Here is a 24,047-nt window from a genome sequence, read left to right as displayed (position 1 = left end):
TGAAACTTCCTTTGGTTACTATGCGTTCAGGGTTTTCTAACTCTGACGTTCAACCAATTGGAGAATGATTGATGTCGCCTGCGAAGCTTTTCGCCACCCCCTTGCTTGCACTTGCCACATTGGCGCCCGTTTATGCGCAGGAAACTGCACCGGTCGAAGCCACCATCGGAGCTGACGTCGAGGATTCGGCTGATGCCGTTGCCGATGTCGCGGGCCCCGCACAGCCAGCCCCGGCGGAACCGAGCGGCATCGCCGCCGAAATCGCTACCGCATCGCCCGAGCTTCAAAAGCTGGCCACCGCCATGACCACCGCGGGTGTTTCCGACAAGCTGGGCGCTGGCCCGTTCACGCTCTTCGCGCCGACCGATCAGGCCTTTGCCGCGGTGCCGCAGTCGATGACCGACTGGTTGATGAACCCCGTGAACTCTGAATCGCTGGCGAAGGTGCTGAGCTATCATGTCGTTCCCGGCCGCGTGACCGCCGAAGATCTCTATGCCAAGATCAAGGCCGGCGGCGGCAAGGCGACGCTGACCACTGTTGCGGGCGAAACGCTGACCTTCACCGAGGTGCAGGGCAATATCAAGATTGACGGCACGCAGGGCAGCAGCGGTTTTGTCACCCAGCCCGACGTCGAACAGTCGAGCGGAATGGTGCATGTCATCAACGGAGTGCTGATGCCGACCCTCGGCTGATCGGCTGTCCACGTAAAAATTGGACCGGGCTGACCGGTCTCGCGACATTTTATGTCCCGAAGGGGCCGCATTTATCACCTTGTGTGACGCGGCCCCTCTTTTTTGACCGCTTAGGAGTCGACAGGCCCGCATCATGGCGGCAAGAGGTGCGCTCGCGGAATCAGCAGGGGAGCGCGCGTGGATTTCATCGCCATTTTTTCGATTTTCGTTTTGGCCTGTTTTGTCGGCTATTTCGTCGTCTGGTCGGTGACCCCGGCGCTGCACACGCCGCTGATGAGCGTCACCAACGCCATTTCGTCCGTCATCATCGTCGGTGCGCTGATCGCCAGCGCCGCTGCGGGTTCTGCAACGTCGAAATGGCTGGGCCTTGCCGCCGTCGTGATGGCGAGCATCAACATCTTCGGTGGCTTCGCCGTCACTGCGCGCATGCTGGCCATGTACAAGAAGAAGGTGCGCTGAGATGGATATCCAGTCGATCCTTTCGGCCGCCACCGGCGAGCATGGTCTTGCCGTCAATCCTTGGGCCGCTGTCGCCTATCTGGTAGCGGGCGTCCTTTTCATTCTCGCGCTGCGCGGACTGTCGAGCCCGGCGACGGCGCAGAGCGGCAACCGTTTCGGTATGGCGGGCATGGCGATTGCGGTCGTTACCACCTTGCTGACGCATGCGCCAATGCGGACCGAGGTGTTGCCGGCCGGCAATCCACATGATCTCGGCATCGATTTCGTGGCACTGGCCGAAATTCTCGCCGCCATCGGTATCGGCGCCGTCATCGGCATCGTGATGGCGCGCAAGATCGCCATGACCGCGATGCCGCAGCTGGTCGCGGCCTTCCACAGCCTCGTCGGTCTCGCCGCGGTTGCGGTGGCGGCTGCCGCCTATCTCAACCCGCAGGCTTTTGGCATCGCCGACGCAGCGGGGCAGATTTTCACCGTCAGTCGCGTTGAAATGGGCCTTGGCATTGCGATCGGTGCGATCACCTTCTCGGGATCGGTCATCGCCTTCCTCAAGCTCAACGGCAATATGTCGGGTTCGCCGATCATGCTGCCGGGCCGGCACATCATCAACCTCGGCACCCTCGCCGCAATCGTCGCATTGACGGCCTATTTCACGCAGGACCAGTCGCCTTGGGTGTTCTGGACGATCACGGGGCTCAGTTTCGTCATCGGCTTCCTGCTGATCATCCCGATCGGCGGCGCCGACATGCCGGTCGTCGTGTCGATGCTGAACAGCTATTCGGGCTGGGCCGCAGCGGCGATGGGCTTCACGCTCGGCAACACCGCGATGATCATCACCGGCGCGCTCGTCGGTTCGTCGGGCGCTATCCTGTCGTACATCATGTGCCGCGCGATGAACCGCAGCTTCATCAGCGTGATCGCGGGCGGCTTTGGCGCCGACGCGGCGGCTTCGAGTGGCGGTTCGACCGAACAGCGTCCGTGGAAGCCGGGCAGCGCCGACGACGCCGCCTTCCTGATGAGCCAGGCCGAAAACGTCATCATCGTTCCGGGTTACGGCATGGCGGTCGCACAGGCGCAGCACGCGCTGCGCGAAATGGGCGACCTGCTGAAGAAAGAGGGCGTGAACGTCAAATATGCGATCCACCCGGTCGCAGGCCGTATGCCCGGCCATATGAACGTCCTGCTCGCCGAAGCGAACGTCCCCTATGACGAGGTGTTCGAACTTGAAGACATCAACGGCGAGTTCGCGCAGTGCGACGTCGCCTTCGTCATCGGCGCCAACGACGTCACCAACCCGTCGGCGAAGACCGACAAAACCTCGCCGATCTACGGCATGCCGGTCCTCGATGTTGAAAAGGCGAAGACCGTGTTGTTCGTGAAGCGTTCGATGGGCGGGGTCGGCTATGCCGGCGTTGACAACGACGTCTTCTATATGGACCAGACGATGATGCTGCTCGGCGATGCCAAGAAGATGGCCGACGACATCGTCAAGGCGCTGAACGGCGGCGGGCACTAGACAATAAACGTCGCCCCTGCGAAGGCAGGGGCCGCTGGCGGCTTCGTGCCGCCTCGACAGCGGCCCCTGCATTTGCGGGGGCGACGTGTTTTTGGACAAGGGACCTTATGCGCAAAATCGGCCTGATCGGCGGCATCAGCTGGGCATCGACCGAGCTTTACTACCGGCATCTCAACAAGGGTGTGCAGAAACGCATCGGAACGTCCTGTTCGGCGCCGATCCTGCTGGAAAGCCTGAATTATTGCGAGCTGTCGCGGCTGAGCACTCCCGAACAATGGGCGCATGCCAAGGACGTGCTGATCGCATCGGCGCAGCGGCTCGAGGCCGCGGGCGCGACCGCGCTGATGGTCGCCGCCAATTCGATGCACAAGATCGCCGACGACGTGGCCGCCGCGATCTCGATCCCGTTGCTGCACATCGTCGATGAAACCGGCGAGAAGATGCAGGCCGACAAGGTGAAGTCGGCGGCGGTGATCGGCACGCGCAACGTGATGACCGAACCCTGGTTCCGTCAGGCGCTGGTGCGCCACGGGCTGACGCTTGCGCCGTTCGACCCGGCGCGCGTCGAGGAAATCGACCGTATCATCTATGACGAGCTGATGCAGGGCAAGGTGACAGAAAATTCGCGCCGCACGATGCGGACCTTCATCACCGATATTGCGAAACAGGATATTCAGGCGATCGTCCTAGCCTGTACCGAGCTTGTCATGCTCGTCGATCCCGACGCCAATATCCTGCCGATTTACGACACGACGCGCATCCATGTCGCGGCGGGCGTCGACTGGATACTGGGCGACGCGCCCTGACGAAACTTCCCCTCCCGCACGCGGGAGGGGAAGTGAATTCACTTCATCCGCGTCCAGGTGATCGTCTTGCAAAAGACCGAAACACACCCCTTCAACGTCAGTTTGTTGCCGTTGGCGCGTAAATTCGCTTTGTAATAGCGACCGTCTTCGGGGCTGTAGCCGCGGCCTTTCCACACCGCGCCGTCGGCCGCGAGATCCCAGTAGATTTGCATTCCCTCGACCTTACGGCTGCGTTTCGTCTTGTCGGGGTTGCGTTCGTCGCGCTGACCGCCGGGGGGTTCCTTGATCAACAGGCGCACGACGCGCCCGCAAATATTGGCGCCACAGGGCATGATTTCGACGACCGCCTTGCCGTCGTCGGTGGACCAGCGCCCGGTGATAGGCTGGGGCGCAGCTATTGCCTTTGCAGGAAAGATAGCTAAGGCTAGCAAAATATATGCGAATTTCTGTACCAAGCAACCGCTCCTTATTTTCATTATTGACATGAATGTAAGTGGTCCACTTGGCATCCATCCAGTCATGACGCATGTAGGACAAAAATATGGGAGAGATACATGCGATTCTATGACGTGCCGCGCGCGACCTGCCTGTCCCTGGTCGCAGCCATGCTTGCAGCGGCGCCGGCGACCGCCAAAACGATCAGCGTCAGTGCAACAACGCCCGACGCCAACGAAAAGCTGCAGGAGGCGCTCATCCTCGCCGAACCGGGCGATGTCGTCCAGCTCGGCGCCGGAACGTGGAAGCTGACCGACGGTCTGTCGCTCGACGTCGCCAATGTCACGCTGCGCGGCGCAGGGGCTGGCTCTGACGGCTCGATCCTCGATTTCTCGGGCCAGCAGGGCGCGGGTGAGGGGCTTCTGGTTACCTCCGACGATGTGTTTCTGACCGATTTTGCGGTGCTCAATACCAAGGGCGACGGGATCAAGTCGAAGGGCGCCGATCGCATCGTCTATCATCAGTTGCGCGTCGAATGGACTGCGGGGCCGAAGGAGACGAACGGCGCCTATGGCATTTATCCGGTCGAGAGCACTGATGTGCTGATCGACAGCGTCTTCGTGCGCGGCGCCTCCGACGCGGGCATCTATGTCGGTCAGTCGAAGAATATCATCGTCCGCGAATCGACTGCGATCGAAAATGTCGCGGGGATCGAGATCGAGAACAGCTATGATGCCGACGTTCACGACAATATCGCGACCAAGAACACGGGCGGCATCCTCGTCTTCGATTTGCCCAGCCTGCCGATGCAGGGCGGGCATAATGTCCGCGTGTTCGAGAATGACGTCCGCGACAACAGCACGCCGAACTTTGCGCCGAAGGGCAATATCGTGGCGAGCGTTCCGGCAGGCACCGGCGTCCTCGTGATGGCGAACCGCAATGTCGAGGTGTTCGACAATGTCTTTGACCAGAACGGCACCTCGAACGTGTCGATCATCGGCTATCGCTATGCCTATACCGACGCGAAATACCAGCCGCTGCCGCGTGCGATCGTCGTGCGGGGCAACCAGCATGGCAAGGCGGGCTTTGCCCCGGCTTTCCCCGGTGGCGCCGAAATGGCCAAGGCGATGGGCGGTTCGATCCCGCCCATCCTGTGGGACGGGACCGGCGACGCGGTGGTCAATGAAGATGTCGGCGTGCTGTCGCTGAACCTGCCCGACCTCAAAATGCCGCAGAGTGCGGCGAAGCCAAGCCTCGTCAGCCTGAAGGGCACTGCCCCGGCGGCCTTGCCCGGTGTCACGCTGCCCGCGAGCATGGAGGCGAAGGTCAAGTGAAACGCATAGCCGCAGCCCTTGCCGCGGCGATGCTGTGCGCGAGCGGTGTCGTCGCCGTGCCCGTTGCCGCGCCCGATCAGGCGGTGATCGACGGGACGGCGATGCCCGCAAAATTGTCGGAATTCGCGCTGTTCCGGGCGGGAACGGCGCAGCCGATCGAAACGATTGCCCCCTATACGCTGAACACACCCTTGTTCAGCGACTATGCCGACAAGCACCGCTTGCTGTGGATTCCGGTGGGCAAGAAGGCGAGCGTTGCCGACGATGGTACGATCGCCTTCCCCGTCGGGACGGTGATCGTCAAAAGTTTCGGCTGGTCCGACTTCAATGGCGGACATCCGGTCGAGACGCGGCTGCTGATCCACCGTGCCGACGGCTGGCTGGCGCTGCCCTATATCTGGGACGCCGACGGCAAGGATGCGACGCTCGCCGTGGCGGGCCGCCGCGTGCCGGTGAGTTTCATAAGCCCCGACGGACAGGCGCACAGCATCCGCTATGCGGTGCCCAACAAGAATCAGTGCAAGGAATGCCACAGCAAAAGCGGCGTTCTCGAACCGATCGGACCCAAGGCGCGCAACTTCGTGCTGCCCGCGAATTTCGCCAGTCGATATTTCGCCGACCCCGCGGCGCTGAAGCCCGTTATGCCGCGCTGGGATGACCCCGAGAGCGGAACTGTCGCCGAACGTGCGCGCGCCTATCTGGACGTCAATTGTGCCCATTGCCACAATCCGGCGGGCAGCGCGTCGAACAGCGGGCTGTTCCTGCGCTGGACCGACGATCCCGCCGGGGTCAATTATGGTATCGGCAAGCGTCCCACGGCGGCGGGGCGCGGCAGCGGCGGGATGGATTTCGCGGTCGCGCCGGGCGATCCCGATCACAGCTTCCTGATCTATCGCATGGAAAGCCTCGACCCCGGCATCGCGATGCCCGAGGTCGGGCGGTCGACGGTACACAAGGAGGGGGCTGCTTTGCTGCGGCAATGGATTGCGGAGATGCCCAAAGCGTCGCATTAGACGGCGCCATGACCCTTCACGCGCCCCAACTCGTCCTCCACGATTATTTCCGCTCCTCGGCCAGCTTTCGCGTCCGTATCGCGCTTCAGCTTAAAGGGCTGGATTTCGAGCGTGTCGAAGTCAGCCTGATCGCGGGCGAGCAGAAGAGCGACGCCTATCTTGAGCAGAACGCGCAGGGCTTCGTCCCGATGCTGGTCGTCGATGGCGAACCGATCATCCAGAGCATGGCGATCATCGACTGGATCGACCGCACCTATCCCGAACCGCGGCTGATCCCCGACGAAGCGATGCCGCGCGCGGTCGCGCTGGCACAGGCGCAGGTGATCGCGAGCGACATTCATCCGCTCAACAATCTGCGCGTCCTCAAATATCTGACCCGCGATCTCGGGCTCAACGAGCAAACCAAGGACCGGTGGATCGCGACATGGATCGCGCAGGGGTTTGAGGCGCTCGAAGCGATGGCGGGTGAGGGGCGCTTCCTCGGCGGTGACACGCCGGGCATCGCCGACTGCTGCCTCGTCCCGCAGATGTACAACGCGCGCCGCTTCGAGGTGCCGCTGGATGCCTATCCGCGCCTCGTCGAAATCGACGCGGCGTGTATGGAACTGGACGCGTTCCGCAAAGCCCACCCCGACGCGGTCAAGCCCGCGTGATCCGGTTCCTGATTGGAACAGCCGCGCTGGCGATGCCGATGGCGGCGATGGCGCAGGATGCTTCCGAAAATGAAGAATTTATCCATTTTCTTCTGCATCCAGATCTTCGAACGATTGTTGTAACGGCGGCTGGTTCGCTTGCTCCATCTGCAGGCGATAATGTGGCGCCCGTTACCATAATCAGCGACGTCGATGCAGGCATCGGCGCGCGGATCGAAAGCCGCCTGCGCGACGAAGCAGGCATCGTTCAGTTCCGGCGCTCGGATGGGCGCAGCGCGCACCCGACAAGCCAGGGCGTGACCTTGCGCGGGCTCGGCGGCAATGCGTCGAGCCGCGCGCTGGTGACGCTCGACGGCGTGCCGCAGGCCGACCCCTTCGGCGGCTGGGTTGCGTGGAGCGCCTATGATGCGATCCACCTTGGCGGCATTGCGATCACGCGCGGCGGCGGTAGCGGTGCCGATGGTGCCGGCGCGCTGGCAGGAACCATCGGTCTCTATTCGGAAATGACCGACGGTGCCGAAGCAAGTCTCGCCTACGGCAGCCGCAACAGTTGGGATGCCTCGGCGACTGTCGGAGGAAATATTGGTCGCGGTCAGGTCGCGCTCGATGGCCGCTACAGCCGCGGCGACGGCTTCATTCCGGTCGTGAAAGGCCAGCGCGGCAGCGTCGATCGCGCCGCGCCCTATGAACAGGGCGGCCTCGGCCTGCGCCTGCGCTTCGATGCGGGCGACAACAGCCGTATCGAAGCAAGCCTGCGCGGCTTCTCCGACCGGCGCGACCGCGGCGTCGATTTCACCGACAGCCAGACCGATGGCGTCGATGCCAGCCTGCGCTTCGTCCACACCGGCGGCACCCCGTGGATCGCGCTCGCCTATGTCCAGCTTCGCGATTTCAAATCCGGTTTCGCGAGCGTCGCGGCGAACCGCAACAGCGTCGCACCCGCACTCTATCAGGAGGTGCCTGCGACCGGCCTTGGCGCGCGTTTCGAAATCCGTCCGGAGATGGGCGGCAACACCCCGCTCCGCATCGGTGCCGACTGGCGCCGCACAAGCGGGCAGACCGAGGAGGATTATTTCTTCGCCGGGCTGGTCCCCGGCCGCCACCGGATCGCGGGCGGCAGCAGCGATACCGTGGGCGCCTTTGCCGAATGGACCTCGGGCGACCGCTATGACGGCTTCCTGTGGACGCTCAGCGGCCGCGTCGATCGATGGTGGCTCGGCGAAGGCTTTCGGGCCGAGCGCAATATCGGCGGCAGCACCATCACTGACCTTCGCTTCAACGCGCGGCAGGGGTGGGAAGGCAGCGGGCGTGCCGGCGTGCGCTGGACATCGGGCAGCCTCTCGCTGCGCGCTGCCGCCTATCGCGGCTGGCGCCTGCCGACGCTCAACGAACTGTATCGCCCGTTCCGCGTCGGCGCCGAAACCACCCTCGCGAACGAGCTGCTGAAGCCCGAGCGCCTGTGGGGCGGCGAAGTCGGGATCGATTGGAGAAATGGCGACACGAAATTGTCGGCGACGCTCTTTGCCAACCATCTGACCAATGCCATCGCCAATGTGACCCTCGCGCCGAACCTCAATCAGCGGCAAAATCTGGACGCGATCGACAGCAAGGGCGTCGAATTCAGCGCCGAACAGCCGATCGGCCCGCTGACATTGCGCGCGACCTATGCGTTTACGAATGCCAAGGTCGATGCGTCGGGCATCGCTGCGGGGCTCGACGATCGCCGCCCGGCGCAGATTGCCAAACATGGCGGCAGCGTGTCGCTGCGCAGCAATGCGAATGGCCCGTTCGGCGGCTTTGCGACGCTGCGCTATATCGGCAAGCAGAATGAGGATGATCTGGGGCTCCAGCAACTCGGCGACGCGCTGACGCTCGATGCCGGCCTGACGTGGCGGCTCGCCAAGGCGATCAGCATCGAGGCGCGCGGTGAGAATCTGTTCGACGAACTGGTCCCCGCCGCCATCTCCTCTTCGGGCATCGTCGAACGCGCGACGCCGCGGACCTTGTGGGTCGGCGCGCGTCTCTCTTTCTGATGGTGACGCCTTTCTGACCTTCACAGACGACGAACAGGCGATAAGGATAAGCCATGGCCGCCAAGAAACTGAACCTCGACAATTTCCTGCCCTATCGCCTGTCGATCGCGTCGAACGCGCTGTCGGAACGGATTGCCGCCGAATACCAGAACCGCTTCGGGCTGAAGATTCCCGAATGGCGACTGATGGCGGTGCTGGGTGAGGGGCAGCCCAAAACCCAGCGCGAACTGGTGGCCGCGACCCGCATGGACAAAGTTACGGTCAATCGCGCGGCCAAGGCGCTGGCCGACCGGCAGCTGATCGCGCGTCAGGCGCACGAAGCCGATGGGCGATCGCATCATCTGGAACTCACCGAAACCGGCCGTTCGCTCTATGACGCGATCGTGCCCGCAGCGCTTTCAAGCGAGGCGCAGCTTGAGGCGGATCTCAGCGCCACCGAGCGCGCGATGCTGCTCGCCATTCTCGCAAAGCTGACCGCCGCCGCCGAAGACTATGCCTGATCGCGCCTATCGCGCCGCCTCGCCAGACGCGCTGCGCGTCGAGCCGCTGGGCGAACTGACTGCCATTTTCGACCGCCGCTCGATGCAGACGCATCTGGTCGTCTCGCCGATGCCAGAAATCCTCGGGCTGATGGACGATGTGCCGTGCAACGCTGCGGCGCTGACAGCGCGGCTCGCCGCCGCTTTCGACCTCGATGGTGAAGGCGATACTCGCACGATCATCGCCGAACGGCTCGGCGAACTTGCCGCGATGGGACTGGTGGAACGGGCGTGAGGCACAGTACGCGGATCGCCGTCGGCCCGGTCCAATTTCGTATCGGCAGCGATTGGGCGGCGCCGATCGCTGCGCTCGATCAGCTGTACGCCGGCTATCCGCAGGACGATGCGCGCCCGGCCGACGCGACGGTCCGGCTGTTCGCTGCGCGGCCATGGCGGCGCTGGCTGCGGCCTTCGGTGCATATCGGCGGCGATTTCATCGTTCCCGATGCGCTGCCCCTGCCGTTGTCTATGGGATTGCTCGCCGCCGAAATGGCGATGAATCTGCAGGTCGCATTGGGATGGCGGCGCCACATGCTGCTCCACGCGAGCGCGGTGGCGAAGGACGGCCGTGCGCTGTTGATGTCGGGCGAATCGGGGTCGGGAAAATCGACCCTTGCGGCATTGCTGGGCGAGGGCGACTGGCGATTGATGGGCGACGAATTCACGCTGATCGATCCCGCCAGCGGCGACGCGCTCGCCTTTCCGCGCGCGGTCAGCTTGAAGAATGAAGCGATTGCCGAGGTTGCGGCGCGCGTCGATCCGGCCCGGCTTGGCCCGTTGCTCGCCGGAACGCCCAAGGGCGACATCCGCCACCTGATCCCCCGCCCCGAAGCCATCGCCGCGATGCACGAGCCCGCGCGTCCCGCACTGTTGCTTTTTCCGCGTTTCGGCGGCGAAACGGCGGTCGAGCGGATGGGCGAGGGCGAGGCCTTCGTCCGGCTGACCGAGGCGTCGACCAATTATGTCGCGATGGGCGAGGCCGGCTTTGCCGCGCTCACCCGGCTCGTCCGCGAGACGCCGGCATTCGGCATCAGCTATGCCGACAGCGCCGCAGGGATGGCGCTGGTCGAACAGCTTTGGGTCGAGGCATTGCGGTGAGCGCGGTCCAGACCTTCGTCGATCTGCTCGCCGGACGCCGCGATGCCGCGTCGCTCGCTTCGCGCGACTGGGACGGTGTCGTCGGCGTCGCGCGGGCCGAGGCGATGCTCGCGACGCTGGCCTGCCATCTGGAAGCCGCCGAACTGCCGTCCCACGTGGCATCGCTGTTCGCCGATCAGCGCGCCGCCGCGAAGGTCGCGACCGCGCAGGCGCTGTGGGAGGCCGAAATGGCGCGCCGCTCGCTCGACCCGGCGGGGGTGGAGTTTGTGCTGCTCAAGGGCACCGCCTATGCCGCCGCGCAGCTGCCTTGCGCCGCGGGGCGCCAGATCGGCGACCTCGACATATTGGTGCCATGGCACGACATCGGCCGCGCCGAAAATCTGGCGCTGCTCGACGGGTGGGAATGGGTGAAGCAGGACGCCTATGACGACGCCTATTACCGCGATCATATGCACGAGCTGCCGCCGCTGATCCACAAGTCGCGTGACCGGATGATCGATGTGCACCACACGATTCTGCCGCGCACGCACCGCGTTACGCCCGACGCGCTGGCGCTGGTCGGCGATGCGATCCAGACGCCGGACGGCTTCCGGATTCTCAATCCCGCCGACATGGTGTGCCACTGTGCCGCCCATCTGATCGCCGATGGCGATTTGCAGGGAGGATTGCGCAACCTGTGGGATTTTCATTGTCTGACGCGCGATTTTTCCACCGCCGATCCGGGGTTCTGGAGCGTGCTCGACCGCCGCGTCGCCATGCACGGGCTGGGCGCCGCGGTGCACCGCGCGGCGCGCCTTGCGCGCGACATTTACGGCGCGCATCTGCCTGATGGATGGGACCGGCACGACCCGACCGACGTCTGGTTTCGCCGCCGCCTGCTAGCGCGCGACGACTGGGGCCGCGCGACGCACTTCCTCCTGCAACAGGGCTTTTACATCCGCTCGCACTGGCTGCGTATGCCGCCCGTCATGCTCGCGCGCCATTTGTGGACCAAGTGGCGCAAGCGCTGATCGCGGCGGCGAGGGCGGCGGGGGCTAAAGCCGTTCGAGCAGCGGGATCAGCTCGTCATAATGGTCGATCACATGGTCGGCGCCCAGTTCCTCCACCGGCTGGTTCGGGAAACCGAAACTGACCGCGATGCTCGTCACGCCGGCATTTTTCGCGGCCATGATGTCGTAAATGCTGTCGCCGACGAACACTGCCCGCCCGCCGCCGCATCGCTCGATCATCGCGTGGATCGGTGCGGGCGAGGGCTTGGCGTTGCCCGGTCCCATCGTGTCGCCGCCGATGATCGTCGCCATGCGGTCGGCAAGCCCGAGTTCGCCGAGCAATGGCCGCGCCAGCCGCTCGACCTTGTTGGTGACGACCGCGGCTTTTACCCCCAGCGCGTCGAGCCGGTCGAGCGCGGCGGTCAGGCCGGGGTAGGGGCGGCTGTACACCGCGATATGGGCTTCATAATAGACGAGCAGCGCGTCGTAGATCCGCTGGAATTCATCCTCCCCGACTGCGCCGCCCGCCGCCAGTCCGCGCTCCAGCATGTGCCGCGCGCCCAGCCCGACCATCGCGCGCACTTCGTTCGCGACGACCGGCGGCCGTCCGGCCAGCCCCAGCGCATGGTTGAGTGCGGCGGTGAGGTCGCCCAGGCTGTCGACCAGCGTGCCGTCGAGATCGAAGCCGATGATGCGGAAGGGGAAATCATTCATGCACCGCGCATGGCGCGATGCTCTGGAAACCGCAATGATTTGCTGGCATGGCACGCGATATGAGCAATCCCATCGCCGCCATCATCCTCGCCGCGGGCAAAGGCACCCGCATGAAGTCCGACCTCCACAAGGTGCTGCACCCGATCGCGGGGCGGCCGATGCTGCTGCATCTGATGGCAAACGTCGACGAACTGAACCCCGCGAAAAAGGTCGTGATCGTCGGCGACAAGGCCGACCAGCTCGAAGCCGCGCTGGCGGGCACCGCCGACCTCGCGGTGCAGGAGCCGCAGCTTGGCACGGGCCATGCGGTGCAGCAGGGGGAAGGGGCGCTCGCGGGCTTTAATGGCGATGTGCTGATCCTCTATGGCGACGTACCCTTCGTTTCGGCCGACACCATGCAAGAGATGATCGAAAGGCTGCATGCCGACGACCAGCCGACCGTCGTTGTTCTCGCTTTCCACACACATTATCCGCATCACTATGGCCGGGTCATCGCAAGAGACGACGGCCAGATCGTCAAAATGGTCGAATATAAGGACGCAACCGAAGAAGAACGCGGCTGCCAAATCTGCAACTCGGGCCTGATGGCGGTAAGATCGCAGGATTTGTTCCCGTTATTGGCGCGCGTGACTGACGATAATGCCGCGAAGGAATTCTACCTCGTCGATATCGTCAACCTTGCCATCGTCGATGGACAGCCTTGCGCGATGATCCTGACCGACCAGGAAGAGGTTCAGGGCATCAACAGTCGAAGCGAATTGGCTGGCGCCGAATATGGCTGGCAGGCCGCGCGCCGTATGCAGGCGATGGCCGACGGCGCCAGCCTGATCGCCCCCGACACCGTCTGGTTCGCGTGGGACACCCAGCTTGGCCGCGACGTGACGATCGAACCCAATGTCTTTTTCGGACCCGGCGTGACCGTCGCCGACGATGTGAAGATCCGCGCCAACAGCCATATCGAGGGCGCGATCATCGCCTCGGGCTGCGAAATCGGCCCCTTCGCGCGCCTGCGTCCCGGTACGGTGCTGGAGGAAAAGGCGAAGATCGGCAATTTCGTCGAAACAAAAAAGGCGCATCTAGGCAAGGGCGCCAAGGCGAACCACCTGACCTATCTGGGCGACGTAACCGTCGGCGCGCGTGCGAACATCGGCGCGGGGACGATCACCTGCAACTATGACGGCTATTTCAAATATCCGACGGTGATCGGCGAAAACGCCTTCATCGGATCGAACAGCGCGCTCGTCGCACCGGTGAAGATCGGCCGCGACGCGATCGTTGCCGCGGGCAGCGCGGTGACGCGCGACGTCGCCGATGGCGAACTGCGCCTCGTGCGCGGCGAGCAGCTGATCAAGCCCGGCTGGGCCGATCGCTTCCACGACGCGATGCGCAAGAAAAAGGCAGGGAAATAAAACATGCCTGTGCCGACGCTGACCACCGAACGCCTTGTGCTGCGCCAACTCCGCGAGGATGACGCCGAGGCTCTGTTCCCGGTGCTGTCCGACCCGGAGGTGATGATCTGGTGGTCGAGCGGACCGCACCAGTCGCTCGCCGAGACAGCCGAATATGTCAAAAGCAACGCGGCCGAGGGGCAGGGCTTTGAATGCTGGGCGATCACCGCTGGCGACGATGTGGCACTCGGCTGGGTAATCCTGATCGACGGCAAGCCCGCGGTGAAAGAAATCGGCTATATCCTGCACCGCGACCAATGGCGCGGCGGCATCGCGCGCGAAGCCGTCGCGCGGGTGATCGAATATGGTTTTGCCGAGCAGAAACTGCGCCGCATCTTTGCCGACACCGATCCCGAAAATACGGGCTCGATCGGCCTCCTCGAATGGCTGGGCTTCCAGCGCGAAGGCTATTTGCGCAGCGAATGGGAAACGCACATCGGCGTGCGCGATTCGCTGATTTTCGGGCTGTTGCAGAGCGAGTGGCAAACGGTGCAGTAAAAAGGGGCGGCGATGGGGAGAATATTGGCGACGATCACGGCAGCAACTGCCTGGTTCGGACTGGTGCTGCAACTCATCCTGCTGGTCGGGCAATTTGCGGAAACGGGGCAATCGACCACCGCGGCGATCTGGCGTTTCATCGGCTTCTTCACCATTCTCACCAACCTGCTCGTCGCCGTCGTTGCGAGTATCGCCGCGCTGGCGCCGCATCACCGGCTCGCCTCGGCGCGGATGCGGTTTGCAACGCTGGTGACGATCCTCCTCGTCGGCATCACTTTCTCGCTGGCGCTGCGCCATCTTTTGCAGCTCGACGGCTGGGATGCCGTCGCCAATCATGCGCTCCATGACGCCACACCGCTGCTGTTCCTCTTCTTCTGGTTTGCCACGCGCGACGGGACGCTGCAGTGGCGCGATATCGTCTGGGCGCTGGTTCCCGGTCTCCTCTATTTCCTCTACGCGCTCGCTCGCGGCGCGTTCGACGGCTGGTACGCTTATTATTTCCTCGATCCCGCCACGCTGACACTCCCCGAGTTTCTGCGCAACGTCATCCTGCTCCTCGCCGCGCTGTCCGGCATCGCCGCGCTGTTCGTCGCCATCGACAAGGGGCTTGCACGCTGGCAGGGCAAACCCATCTAAGGCCACCGGCCATGATGATGGAGATATGAATTGACCGACCGCTACACCGACAAGCCCTTCCTGCGCTTTGTCGACGCTTGGGTGCTGAACGCGATCGGCCATCTCGACACGCCGACTGCGGATTATTGCAAGGCGATGGAGCCGCAGCTTCATCAGAGCTTCAGCACGACCGGCAGCTGGACGCAGATCGTCGAACAGCAGATGAAATTCACCCCCGAACTTCCCGCGCAGATCCGGCAAATCTGGGAAGACGGCAAGGCGCGGTTCGAGGCGGGCAATGGCCAGGCTGCCGATCCGGTGCAGTTCGCAATGATCTTCGTCGATCGGAACCTCCAGCGGGCTTGAAATGATATCACGACATGATATCAGTGTCCCTCTATGCGAATCCTGACCGACATTCCCGACGACGATCTTGAGAAACTCGACGCGCTCGCGGCGAAGTCCAAGCGCTCGCGTGCGGCGGCCATCCGCGATGCGGTAAAGCTCTATCTCGTCCATAATGCGGACAATAAGGACTGGATTGCGCGCGGCGCAGGCTATTGGAAAGGTCGTGCCGATATCGGCGATGCCGTGGAATATCAGCGGACTTTGCGCGAAGACCGCACGCCATACGAAGAACTTTGAGTCGTGGCGGACCCTTTTTTCGACACCAATATTCTGATCGATTGGTTGTGGGGTCGCCCGCAGGCCATTGCTGAACTGTCGCGCTATCCGCGCCATCGGATCAGCCGCATCGTGTGGACCGAGATTCTGGCGGGCGAACCGCTCGAAAAACGCGACGTCATACAAGGGATATTGTCGCCGTTCGAAGTGGTCGAGATTGATGCTCGCATCGCTTTGACCGCTGCCGATATTCGATTCCGGTCGAAAATGAAGCTGATGGACGCCTATATTCTCGCGACGGCTCAGGTAAATGGCGCCATCCTGATTACACGAAATACAAAGGATTTTCCGGCCAATTTGCCGGGTATCCGCGTCCCTTACACGCTCTAAGACGAAAGCCTGACCACATGTGCGGAATTATCGGAATTGTCGGCATAACCCAAGTCGCGGACCGGCTGGTCGAGGGCCTGAAGCGCATGGAATATCGCGGCTATGACAGCGCGGGCGTCTGCACCGTTCAGGACGGACAGCTGATCCGCCGCCGCGCCGAGGGCAAGCTGAACAATCTGGTGAAGGAACTCGCGGGCAATCCCGCGTCCGGTCTGATCGGCATCGCGCACACCCGCTGGGCGACCCACGGCGCGCCCACGACCAGCAACGCGCACCCCCATGCGACGGGCGAGGTCGCGCTGGTCCACAATGGCATTATCGAGAATTTCAAGCCGCTCCGCGAAGCGCTGACCGCGCGCGGCCGCAAGTTCGAAAGCGAAACCGATACAGAGGTCGTCGCGCATCTTGTCAGCGAACAGGTCGAGGCGGGCCTGTCGCCGCAGGACGCCGTGAAGGCCGTACTGCCCCAGCTGCGCGGGGCCTTCGCGCTCGCCATCGCTTTTCGCAGCCATCCCGACATGCTGATCGGCGCGCGCCTCGGCTCGCCGCTGGTCGTCGGCTATGGCGAGGGTGAAACCTATCTCGGCAGCGACGCGCTCGCGCTCGCGCCGCTGACGCAAAAGATCTCCTATCTGGACGAGGGCGACTGGGTCGTCATCACGCGCGACGGTGCGCAGATTTTCGATAGTGAAAACAATCCTGTGACGCGCGAAGTTACGACGTCGGGCCTCACCGCCGCGACGATCGAAAAGGGCAATTATCGCCACTTCATGCAGAAGGAGATTTTCGAGCAGCCGACCGTCGTCGCGCAGACGCTCTCCTCCTACATCCGTCCGCTCGAACAGACGGTTGCGCTGCCGCAGATGGATTTCGACCTGAGCAAGATCGACCGCATCACTATCGTCGCGTGCGGCACCAGCTTTTACGCGGGGATGGTCGCCAAATACTGGTTCGAAACCTTTGCGCGCGTCCCCGTCGACATCGATGTGGCGTCGGAGTTCCGTTATCGCGACCCGGTGCTGCAACCCGGCGGGCTGGCGCTCTTCATCTCGCAGTCGGGCGAAACAGCCGACACGCTCGCGGCGCTGCGCCATTGCAAGGCAAATGGTCAGACGATCGCGGTCGTGGTCAATGTGCCGACCAGCAGCATGGCGCGTGAGGCCGATTTGCTGCTCCCGACCCACGCCGGTCCCGAAATCGGCGTCGCCTCGACCAAGGCCTTCACCTGCCAGCTCGCGGTTCTCGCCGCGCTCGCAGCACATCTCGCGCTGAAGAAGGGTAAGCTCGATGCCGCGCAGGAACGCGAGATCGTCAAACATCTGATCGAAGCGCCCGCCGCGCTCAACGCCGCGCTGGCGCATGACGAGGAAATCGCGGCGATGGCGCATCTCGTCGCCCCGGCGCGCGATGTGCTGTATCTGGGCCGCGGTCCCGACTATCCTCTCGCGCTAGAGGGGGCATTAAAACTTAAGGAAATCAGCTATATCCATGCCGAAGGCTATGCGTCGGGTGAAATGAAGCACGGCCCGATCGCGCTGATCGACGAAGCCGTCCCGGTGATCGTCCTCGCGCCTTCGGGGCCGCTGTTCGAAAAGACCGTCAGCAATATGCAGGAAGTCATGGCGCGCGGCGGCAAGGTCGTGCTGATCAGCGACGCAGAGGGTCTTGCCGATGCCGGCGACGGTTGCATGGCGACGATCGAAATGCCCAAGGTCCACCCGCTGATCGCGCCGCTGGTCTATGCCGTGCCTGTGCAACTGCTCGCCTATCATGTCGCGGTCGCGAAGGGCACCGACGTCGATCAGCCGCGCAATCTGGCGAAGTCGGTGACGGTGGAGTGATGGCGTGTTGCACACCACCAACTATCATTCGACCTTCATATCGATCGCGCCCGACAGCATAGCGCAGGCGGGCATGGTTCCACCCAAGCCCGACAGCATCGCCGGGCGTCACTATGCGCTGCTGTACGATCGACCCTATGTGTTGACCAGCGACGACCTGCTCTATGCGGTGCATGTTGCAAAAAATGGCTTACCCGACACCGCCGAAACGCGGGTGGAATATTTCTCGAAGCCTAAGGCCTGCCTGCGCGTTTCGCCGCTGCCCAAGCAGTTCGGCTGGGGCATCCACCATGATGCCGAAGGACGCATCGCCATCTATGCGGTGGGTACGGCCGAGTATGATCGGCTGATCGGTGATCAGAATGTCAAAACCAGGCCAGCCGTGCGCACGAAGCGGGCTTAGGAGGTTACTCCGCCCCGTTCACCTGAGCCAGGATCGACGCCGCAATATCCTCCAGATCGCCCGCGACGAGCAGCGGCGCGCCGCCGACCATGCCGACTTGCGTCTGACCATTTTCATAGGCACGGAGCCAGGCGACATTCTCCGCGACGACCAGATAGTTTCCGCCGCGCGAGGTAAGGGAAATGAACTTCATGAAATGCTCTCCTGCCACCCGACCCTTTGGGCCCAAGATGTTGCATATGCATAAACGGGGCGCATTTTTGTGAGTTTCGCCGCGATCATTTTCGATTTCGACGGCGTCGTCGCCGACAGCGAGGTGCGCGCGAACAAGACGCTCGCCGAAAGCCTGACCGCGATCGGGATGCCCACCAGTTACGAAGATTGTTTGCGCGACTATTGCGGGCATAACTGGCAGGAAACCGAACGCCGCATCATCGCGCGTCTGGGTGGGCCGTTGCCCGTCGATTTCCGCGAGCAACACCGCGAACGCGCGATCAGGATGTTCGCCGACGGTTTTGCACCGGTCCCGGGCGCGCCCGAATTTCTGGACACGCTCGGCACCCGCCCGCGCGCCATCGCCTCGTCGAGCAGCCCCGTCTATATCGCCGCGTCGCTGGATCGTTTCAGCCTTGCGCATCATTTCGGCGAGCATGTCTACAGCGCCGACGGCTGGGATCGCGGCAAGCCGTATCCCGATATCTATCTCGCCGCGGCGAAAGGCCTTGGCGCCGATCCGGCGGCGTGTCTTGCGATCGAGGATTCACCGACCGGCGCGCGCGCCGCGCTTGCTGCTGGGATGACGGTGATCGGTTTCTGCGGAGCGGGGCATGTCCTCGACCGCGCAGCGCATGGCGAAATATTGCGCGGTGTCGGGGTGCATCATGTGGCGCTGACCTACGATGACGTCGCCAGCCTGATCCCCCCTGTCGCGTAGCGATGGGGAGGGGATCGAAAAATTCCTGTCCTGCAACAGGCGGCTGCGTTAGCTTCGCTCCATGCCAGCAGTCCCGCCTCTCCACATTCTTCGCGCTGTTGCGCGCCATGTCGGTTGGGTCGGTGCAGCGATCCGCCCGACACGCGAATCCCGAATGAAGTTGCCTAGTTTTTAGCCATTTTCCATATTCCACCCCGTCCAAGGAGAGCCCCCATGTGCGATGAAAATACCGAAGCCGAACGCGACCGTGCAGGCATGCCCGTCGCGCGCCGCAGCTTCACTGCACTCGCGGGCGCGGGCGTACTTGCTGCCTCACTTCCCGCCCATGCGATGGCCGGTAAGCCGGTGAAGGGCCGCGACGTCACGATCAAAACCGCCGACGGCACCGCCGACGCCTATTTCGTCGCGCCCGCGACCGGCAAACATCCCGCCGTGCTGATCTGGCCCGACATCCGCGGGCTCCGGCCCGCCTTCCGCCAGATGGCCGACCGGCTGGCGGGCGAGGGCTATGCGGTTCTCTGCGTCAATCCCTTCTACCGCTGGGAAAAATCGCCCGTCGTAACCGCGACGAGCGATTTCAACGATCCGCCGGTGCGCGAGCGGCTGTTCGGCTATCTGAAACAGCTGAGCAAGACGCTCGTCGATACCGACGCCAGCGCGCATCTCGCCTTTCTCGACGCGCAGCCGGAGGTCGATACGACGCGCAAGATCGGCACCAGCGGCTATTGCATGGGCGGCGCGATGACGATCTTCACCGCGGCGCTGAAGCCCGATCGCGTCGGCGCGGCGGCGAGTTTCCACGGCGGCGGGGTCGGTACCGACAAGCCCGACAGCCCGCACTTGCTGATCCCTGGCACCAACGCCGGTTATCTCTTTGCAATCGCAGAGGATGATGATCAGAAAACGCCAAATGAAAAGACGCTGCTCAAGGCGGTCCTCGAACCCCGCAAGCAGTGGCACGAGGTCGAGGTTTATGCGGGAACGATGCACGGCTGGTGCCCGCCCGACGGCCGCGTCTATAATGAAGCAGCAGCCGAAAAGGCATGGGCCCGGATGCTCGACCTGTTCAAGGCCAGCCTCTAGGCGCGGGGGTCTCTAAGCGCGGGGCAGGACGGCGGCGCCGCGCTCAGTGTGCGTGCGCGCCGCCGCTCGCCGCATAGCTGGCATAAACGCGCTGCCCGCCGGGGCCAAAGCTGATGACCTGATAGGCTTCGCGGTGGTCGCCATGCTCCATCCCGGGCGATCCGATCGGCATGCCGCCAACCGCGAGACCCTTCACCCCCTTGGGCTTTTCGCGCAGCAGCCGGGCAATTTCCTTCGCCGGAACATGCCCCTCGATCACATAACCGCCGACGAGGACGGTGTGGCACGAACGCAGGGCTTCGGGCACGCCCTGCTTGTCCTTTATCGCGGTCATGTCGGGCGAATTGATGACGACCGCCTTCTGCCCGAACGACGCCTTCACCTGTTCCAGCCATTTGAGGCAGCATCCGCAGCCCGCATCGCGAAACATCGTCGGACTGGCGGCATGCGCGGCGCTGACGGCCCCGGTCAAAGCGGCAAAAGCGAGAAGGGCGCGGCGGGTGGGGGACATGCAGGTTTCCTTTTTGAAAGACGGGTCAGGATAGGGCCGGGGGCGGGCGCAGAGTGCCAGCGCGTCAGCCCATCGGATAGAGGATGTCGCGGCTGACCCGGTGGAGCGCCGTCATTACATCGCGGTCCAGCACCAGATCGGCGGCGGCGAGGATCGGATCGAGCTGATCGTCGGCGCTGACCCCGACGATGGTCGAGGCGACGAAATCATGCTGCTTCGACCATGCGGTCGCCATGGTCACCGGGTGCAGCCCGGCTTCTTCGGCGATCGCCAGATAGCGTTCGGTCGCGGCCAGGCTGCGTTCGTTGACGAAGCGGAGGCCCATCTCCCGCTGCCGCCCCTCCATCTTCAGATATTTCGAGAAGCGCGCACCGTCGGGGATCGCGCCGCCCTGATATTTGCCCGACAACACCCCGCCGGCGAGCGGCGAATAGGGGATCAGGCTGACGCCTTCCTGCCGGCACACCTGCTTCAATTCATCCTCGAAACGGCGGTTGTTCAGGCTGAAATTATTCTGGATCGTCTGATAGCGTGCGGTACCCAGCGTGTCCGATGCCGCGAGCGATTTCATCAGGCCCCAGCTCGTTTCGTTCGAACAGCCCAATATGCGGACCTTGCCGGCACGAACCAGTTCGTCGAGCACGTCCATCACCTCTTCATAGGGTGCGCCGGGGTCGGGCCAGTGGGTCTGGTAGAGGTCGATATAGTCGGTCTGAAGCCGCGTCAGGCTGTCGTCGATCGCCTTCATGATATTGTGGCGATCGAGCGCGGTCATCCCGCCGCGGCACGGCGATCTGAACCAGAGTTCGCTCGACCCCGATACTTTGGTCGCGAGGATGATCGCATCGCGATTCTTGGTCTTCATCCAGCGGCCGACGATCTCCTCGGTGCGGCCCACCCATTTGATGTCGGGCGGCACGGGATAGCCCTCGGCGGTGTCATAGAAATTGATCCCGGCGTCGAAACAGCGGTCCAGCACGCGAAAGGCGGTCGCTTCGTCAGTCTGACTGCCGAAGGTCATCGTCCCCATGCAGATATCGGACACATGGATGGCGCTTTTACCCAGGCGGCGGTTCTTCATGGCTCTTCGCTCCGGTCAGGAAAGGGAAGTGCCGTGCATAGGTTGCGCGTTGCAACCTTGCAATCAGATGAGCAATGCCAGCGACCCCACCAGCAAAGCCGCCATCGTCCAGTTGAAGACCCGCAGCCGCGCGGGGCTCGACAACCAGCCGCCCAAGAGCTGCCCCATTACCGCCCACAGGCTGGTCGAGGGCAGGTTGATGATCCCGAACACGACTGCGACGAGCAGCACTGCAGCGATGTTGCGGTCGGGCGCATAAAGCGCGATCGCGGTCAGCGCCATCGACCAGGCCTTGGGATTGACCCACTGGAAAAGCACCGCCTGCATAAACGTCATCGGCTTGCCGCCGCTGCTGCCCGAAGTGTCGGGCGCCGCCGCGTTGGCGATCTTCCATGCGAGCCACAGAAGATAGACGACGCTCACCACCTTCAGCACGGTGTTGAGTATCGGGAACAGGTCGAACAATCCCATCAGGCCAACGCCGACCAAGATGATCATCAGCGTGAAGCCGATCCCGACCCCCAGCGCGTGCGGCACCGTCCGGCGCAGGCCGAAATTGGCGCCCGACGACATCAGCATCAGATTGTTCGGCCCCGGCGTGATCGACGAGACGAGGGCAAAGGCGGAGAGCGCAAGAAGCGTGGTCTGGTTCATCCGCGCAATATAATGCTGTTTTGGCAACGGCGTGTTGCAAATGTGCCTGTGCAAAAGCTATGCTGTGCAATCTATGACGGATATTGATGCCATTGGCCGCAAGATATTGCGTGAGCTGTCGCAGGACGGGCGAATCTCGAACATCGAACTCGCCGATCGCGTCGGCCTGTCGCCGTCGGCGTGCCTGCGCCGGGTGCAGGAACTCGAACGCAGCGGCGTGATCAAGGGATATCGCGCGCGCATCGACCCCGCCAAGACCGGCGCCACCTTCATCGCCTATGTGACGATCGGCCTGTCGAGCCACACAAAGGATGCGCAGGAAGGTTTTGAAGCCGCAATGGCGGTCGCCCCCGAAGTGCGCGAATGCCACAACACCACCGGCGCAATCGAATATCTGCTTCGCGTCGAGGCGGCGGACCTTGCGGCCTATAAGCATTTCCATACCGAGGTGCTGGGTGTGTTGCCGCAGGTCAACGCGATCACCACCTATGTCCTGATGGATTCGCCGAAGGACGAACGGGCCTGATATCCGTCGCCCCCGCGAAGGCGGGGGCCGCCATCGGCCTTGCGCAACATCTCCGGTGGCTTCCCTTCGCGAAGGCGACGATGGTGCCTTGAACCTTCGCGACCGCAACCGCATATCCGTTGCATGACGAAACTTTCCTTCCTCGACCTCGTCCCCGTGACCGACACCGGTACGATCTCCCAATCCCTCGCCAATGCCGCAGATCTCGCGAAACACGCCGAAACGCTCGGCTATCATCGCTTCTGGGTCGCCGAACATCACGGCATGACCGGCATTGCCAGCGCCGCAACGTCGGTGGTGCTGGCGCATATCGGTCAGGCAACCTCGACGATCCGCATCGGCGCGGGAGGCATCATGCTGCCCAACCATGCCCCGATGGTGATCGCCGAACAGTTCGGGACGCTCGAGGCGCTGTTCCCCGGACGCGTCGATCTGGGGCTCGGTCGCGCCCCGGGTTCGGATGGCGTGGTCGCCCGCGCTCTGCGCCGCAATCTTGCGAGCGACGAGCGGCAGTTTCCGCAGGATGTCGTCGAGCTTCAGGCCTTTCTTGCCGGCGACGACCGCCTTGGCATCCGTGCGGTGCCGGGTGAGGGGACGAACGTCCCTCTCTGGATATTGGGATCGAGTCTGTTCGGCGCGCAGCTCGCGGCGATGCTCGGGCTGCCCTATGCTTTCGCCAGCCACTTCGCGCCGGATGCGCTCGACGAAGCGCTCGACATCTATCGCCGTCAGTTCAAGCCGTCGGCGCAATTGGCCGAGCCCTATGCTGCTGCCGCCTTCAATGTCTTCGCTGCCGGCAGCCGCGAAGAGGCCGAACTGCTCGCCTCGACCCAGCAACAGGCGTTCGTCGCGCTGCGCACCGGAAATCCGGGGCGGATGAAGCCGCCGCTCGCGGGCTATAAGGACAGTCTGCCGCCCAATGCAAAGGCGATCCTCGACCATGTGCTGCAATGCTCGGTTACCGGAACGGTCGACGATGTTGCGGCGGGGCTGAAGGCTTTTGTCGCGCGGACCGGGGTCGATGAAGTGATCGTCGCCTCGTCGATGTACGATCATGCCGCGCGCAAACATTCGCTTGCGCTGACGATCGAGGCCGCACGGGGGCTCTAGCGCCCCTTATGTTGACGCGGATCGGGCAGCGGCGGTATAGGGTCGCTCCGA

At 63.4% G+C, this 24,047-nt stretch carries 30 protein-coding genes; 24 read left to right on the top strand and 6 right to left on the bottom strand.

Features of this window, described 5'->3' with window-relative positions; translation table 11 throughout:
* The first annotated feature begins 71 nt into the window (after nucleotides 1-71).
* The 4 genes from ACSYDV_RS16300 (at nucleotide 72) to ACSYDV_RS16285 (ending at nucleotide 3,470) form a co-directional block, all read left to right on the top strand.
* Nucleotides 72-692 carry a fasciclin domain-containing protein gene (locus tag ACSYDV_RS16300; RefSeq protein ID WP_438324883.1) on the top strand — a complete coding sequence of 207 codons (621 nt, stop codon included), beginning with the start codon at nucleotides 72-74 and terminating at the stop codon, nucleotides 690-692.
* A gap of 177 nt (nucleotides 693-869) precedes the next feature.
* Nucleotides 870-1,151, top strand: coding sequence for a proton-translocating transhydrogenase family protein (locus ACSYDV_RS16295; RefSeq protein ID WP_438324882.1), 282 nt, complete (start codon nucleotides 870-872; stop codon nucleotides 1,149-1,151).
* 1 nt (nucleotide 1,152) lies between these two features.
* On the top strand, nucleotides 1,153-2,664 hold the full coding sequence (locus ACSYDV_RS16290; protein ID WP_438324881.1) for an NAD(P)(+) transhydrogenase (Re/Si-specific) subunit beta: 1,512 nt from the start codon (nucleotides 1,153-1,155) through the stop codon (nucleotides 2,662-2,664).
* A 107-nt stretch (nucleotides 2,665-2,771) separates the two neighbouring features.
* Nucleotides 2,772-3,470: an aspartate/glutamate racemase family protein gene (locus ACSYDV_RS16285; RefSeq protein WP_438324880.1), complete on the top strand. Its 699-nt coding sequence runs from the start codon at nucleotides 2,772-2,774 to the stop codon at nucleotides 3,468-3,470.
* Between the two features lie 38 nt (nucleotides 3,471-3,508).
* Here ACSYDV_RS16285 and ACSYDV_RS16280 read toward each other — a convergent pair whose 3' ends face one another.
* Nucleotides 3,509-3,925, bottom strand: coding sequence for a DUF2147 domain-containing protein (locus tag ACSYDV_RS16280; RefSeq protein ID WP_438324879.1), 417 nt, complete (start codon nucleotides 3,923-3,925; stop codon nucleotides 3,509-3,511).
* Between the two features lie 99 nt (nucleotides 3,926-4,024).
* Between ACSYDV_RS16280 and ACSYDV_RS16275 the strand changes: the two genes are divergently transcribed.
* The 8 genes from ACSYDV_RS16275 to ACSYDV_RS16240 all read left to right on the top strand — a co-directional run bounded on the left by ACSYDV_RS16275 (nucleotide 4,025) and on the right by ACSYDV_RS16240 (nucleotide 11,585).
* The gene (locus ACSYDV_RS16275; RefSeq protein WP_438324878.1) at nucleotides 4,025-5,239 is read left to right on the top strand and encodes a parallel beta-helix domain-containing protein; all 1,215 of its coding nucleotides are present in this window, start codon (nucleotides 4,025-4,027) and stop codon (nucleotides 5,237-5,239) included.
* The gene (locus ACSYDV_RS16270; RefSeq protein ID WP_438324877.1) at nucleotides 5,236-6,252 is read left to right on the top strand and encodes an SO2930 family diheme c-type cytochrome; all 1,017 of its coding nucleotides are present in this window, start codon (nucleotides 5,236-5,238) and stop codon (nucleotides 6,250-6,252) included. The genes ACSYDV_RS16275 and ACSYDV_RS16270 overlap by 4 nt, the downstream gene beginning before the upstream one ends.
* Before the next feature lie 8 nt (nucleotides 6,253-6,260).
* On the top strand, nucleotides 6,261-6,905 hold the full coding sequence (maiA, locus tag ACSYDV_RS16265) for a maleylacetoacetate isomerase (protein WP_438324876.1): 645 nt from the start codon (nucleotides 6,261-6,263) through the stop codon (nucleotides 6,903-6,905).
* 161 nt (nucleotides 6,906-7,066) lie between these two features.
* Entirely contained in the window at nucleotides 7,067-8,938 is a 1,872-nt protein-coding gene (locus tag ACSYDV_RS16260; protein ID WP_438324875.1) for a TonB-dependent receptor, read from the top strand.
* A 53-nt stretch (nucleotides 8,939-8,991) separates the two neighbouring features.
* A complete protein-coding gene (locus ACSYDV_RS16255) occupies nucleotides 8,992-9,438 on the top strand; it encodes a MarR family winged helix-turn-helix transcriptional regulator (protein WP_438324874.1) in 447 nt (148 codons plus the stop codon).
* Nucleotides 9,431-9,712, top strand: coding sequence for an HPr-rel-A system PqqD family peptide chaperone (locus ACSYDV_RS16250; RefSeq protein WP_438324873.1), 282 nt, complete (start codon nucleotides 9,431-9,433; stop codon nucleotides 9,710-9,712). Before ACSYDV_RS16255 ends, ACSYDV_RS16250 begins: the two co-directional genes overlap by 8 nt.
* Nucleotides 9,709-10,575: an HprK-related kinase A gene (locus tag ACSYDV_RS16245; protein WP_438324872.1), complete on the top strand. Its 867-nt coding sequence runs from the start codon at nucleotides 9,709-9,711 to the stop codon at nucleotides 10,573-10,575. Before ACSYDV_RS16250 ends, ACSYDV_RS16245 begins: the two co-directional genes overlap by 4 nt.
* Nucleotides 10,572-11,585, top strand: a complete 1,014-nt coding sequence (locus ACSYDV_RS16240) for a nucleotidyltransferase domain-containing protein (protein ID WP_438324871.1) — start codon at nucleotides 10,572-10,574, stop codon at nucleotides 11,583-11,585. The genes ACSYDV_RS16245 and ACSYDV_RS16240 overlap by 4 nt, the downstream gene beginning before the upstream one ends.
* 24 nt (nucleotides 11,586-11,609) lie before the next feature.
* Here ACSYDV_RS16240 and ACSYDV_RS16235 read toward each other — a convergent pair whose 3' ends face one another.
* Nucleotides 11,610-12,278 (bottom strand): HAD-IA family hydrolase, encoded by a 669-nt coding sequence (locus tag ACSYDV_RS16235; RefSeq protein WP_438324870.1) that lies wholly within the window; start codon nucleotides 12,276-12,278, stop codon nucleotides 11,610-11,612.
* A 59-nt stretch (nucleotides 12,279-12,337) separates the two neighbouring features.
* Here ACSYDV_RS16235 and glmU point away from each other — a divergent pair, with 59 nt between their 5' ends.
* From glmU to ACSYDV_RS16195, 8 genes are read left to right on the top strand one after another with little or no spacing between them, the layout of a single operon-like run.
* A complete protein-coding gene (gene glmU / locus ACSYDV_RS16230) occupies nucleotides 12,338-13,687 on the top strand; it encodes a bifunctional UDP-N-acetylglucosamine diphosphorylase/glucosamine-1-phosphate N-acetyltransferase GlmU (protein WP_438324869.1) in 1,350 nt (449 codons plus the stop codon).
* Nucleotides 13,688-13,690: 3 nt separating this feature from the next.
* Complete coding sequence (locus ACSYDV_RS16225; protein ID WP_438324868.1) at nucleotides 13,691-14,224, top strand: GNAT family N-acetyltransferase; 534 nt, start codon at nucleotides 13,691-13,693, stop codon at nucleotides 14,222-14,224.
* A 12-nt stretch (nucleotides 14,225-14,236) separates the two neighbouring features.
* A complete protein-coding gene (locus tag ACSYDV_RS16220; protein WP_438324867.1) occupies nucleotides 14,237-14,860 on the top strand; it encodes a Pr6Pr family membrane protein in 624 nt (207 codons plus the stop codon).
* Between the two features lie 30 nt (nucleotides 14,861-14,890).
* Nucleotides 14,891-15,205 carry a hypothetical protein gene (locus ACSYDV_RS16215; protein ID WP_438324866.1) on the top strand — a complete coding sequence of 105 codons (315 nt, stop codon included), beginning with the start codon at nucleotides 14,891-14,893 and terminating at the stop codon, nucleotides 15,203-15,205.
* Nucleotides 15,206-15,238: 33 nt separating this feature from the next.
* Nucleotides 15,239-15,484 (top strand): ribbon-helix-helix protein, CopG family, encoded by a 246-nt coding sequence (locus ACSYDV_RS16210; protein WP_438324865.1) that lies wholly within the window; start codon nucleotides 15,239-15,241, stop codon nucleotides 15,482-15,484.
* 3 nt (nucleotides 15,485-15,487) lie between these two features.
* Entirely contained in the window at nucleotides 15,488-15,853 is a 366-nt protein-coding gene (locus tag ACSYDV_RS16205) for a type II toxin-antitoxin system VapC family toxin (RefSeq protein WP_438324864.1), read from the top strand.
* A 17-nt stretch (nucleotides 15,854-15,870) separates the two neighbouring features.
* Nucleotides 15,871-17,694 (top strand): glutamine--fructose-6-phosphate transaminase (isomerizing), encoded by a 1,824-nt coding sequence (gene glmS / locus ACSYDV_RS16200; RefSeq protein ID WP_438324863.1) that lies wholly within the window; start codon nucleotides 15,871-15,873, stop codon nucleotides 17,692-17,694.
* Nucleotides 17,695-17,698: 4 nt separating this feature from the next.
* Nucleotides 17,699-18,097 carry a DUF6157 family protein gene (locus tag ACSYDV_RS16195; protein WP_438324862.1) on the top strand — a complete coding sequence of 133 codons (399 nt, stop codon included), beginning with the start codon at nucleotides 17,699-17,701 and terminating at the stop codon, nucleotides 18,095-18,097.
* A 4-nt stretch (nucleotides 18,098-18,101) separates the two neighbouring features.
* On the opposite strand, the gene ACSYDV_RS16190 is transcribed toward ACSYDV_RS16195, so the two are convergent.
* Nucleotides 18,102-18,290: a hypothetical protein gene (locus ACSYDV_RS16190; RefSeq protein ID WP_438324861.1), complete on the bottom strand. Its 189-nt coding sequence runs from the start codon at nucleotides 18,288-18,290 to the stop codon at nucleotides 18,102-18,104.
* Nucleotides 18,291-18,359: 69 nt separating this feature from the next.
* On the opposite strand from ACSYDV_RS16190, the gene ACSYDV_RS16185 reads away from it, so the two are divergent.
* Together ACSYDV_RS16185 and ACSYDV_RS16180 are read left to right on the top strand one after the other, a co-directional pair.
* On the top strand, nucleotides 18,360-19,031 hold the full coding sequence (locus ACSYDV_RS16185; protein ID WP_438324860.1) for an HAD family hydrolase: 672 nt from the start codon (nucleotides 18,360-18,362) through the stop codon (nucleotides 19,029-19,031).
* A gap of 213 nt (nucleotides 19,032-19,244) precedes the next feature.
* Nucleotides 19,245-20,114 carry a dienelactone hydrolase family protein gene (locus tag ACSYDV_RS16180; RefSeq protein ID WP_438324859.1) on the top strand — a complete coding sequence of 290 codons (870 nt, stop codon included), beginning with the start codon at nucleotides 19,245-19,247 and terminating at the stop codon, nucleotides 20,112-20,114.
* A gap of 43 nt (nucleotides 20,115-20,157) precedes the next feature.
* Here ACSYDV_RS16180 and ACSYDV_RS16175 read toward each other — a convergent pair whose 3' ends face one another.
* The 3 genes from ACSYDV_RS16175 to ACSYDV_RS16165 all read right to left on the bottom strand — a co-directional run bounded on the left by ACSYDV_RS16175 (nucleotide 20,158) and on the right by ACSYDV_RS16165 (nucleotide 22,360).
* Entirely contained in the window at nucleotides 20,158-20,625 is a 468-nt protein-coding gene (locus ACSYDV_RS16175; RefSeq protein ID WP_438324858.1) for a DUF411 domain-containing protein, read from the bottom strand.
* 64 nt (nucleotides 20,626-20,689) lie between these two features.
* Nucleotides 20,690-21,706: an aldo/keto reductase gene (locus ACSYDV_RS16170; RefSeq protein WP_438324857.1), complete on the bottom strand. Its 1,017-nt coding sequence runs from the start codon at nucleotides 21,704-21,706 to the stop codon at nucleotides 20,690-20,692.
* A gap of 63 nt (nucleotides 21,707-21,769) precedes the next feature.
* Nucleotides 21,770-22,360, bottom strand: coding sequence for a LysE family translocator (locus ACSYDV_RS16165; protein ID WP_438324856.1), 591 nt, complete (start codon nucleotides 22,358-22,360; stop codon nucleotides 21,770-21,772).
* A gap of 73 nt (nucleotides 22,361-22,433) precedes the next feature.
* Here ACSYDV_RS16165 and ACSYDV_RS16160 point away from each other — a divergent pair, with 73 nt between their 5' ends.
* Nucleotides 22,434-22,886, top strand: a complete 453-nt coding sequence (locus ACSYDV_RS16160; protein ID WP_438324855.1) for an Lrp/AsnC family transcriptional regulator — start codon at nucleotides 22,434-22,436, stop codon at nucleotides 22,884-22,886.
* Nucleotides 22,887-23,009: 123 nt separating this feature from the next.
* Entirely contained in the window at nucleotides 23,010-23,996 is a 987-nt protein-coding gene (locus tag ACSYDV_RS16155) for an LLM class flavin-dependent oxidoreductase (RefSeq protein WP_438324854.1), read from the top strand.
* Nucleotides 23,997-24,047: the final 51 nt, after the last annotated feature.

Origin of the sequence: Sphingopyxis selenitireducens (assembly GCF_051550705.1) — a bacterium.
In the GTDB taxonomy this organism is placed as follows: domain Bacteria; phylum Pseudomonadota; class Alphaproteobacteria; order Sphingomonadales; family Sphingomonadaceae; genus Sphingopyxis.
This window is presented reverse-complemented; position numbering and strand designations above follow the sequence as displayed.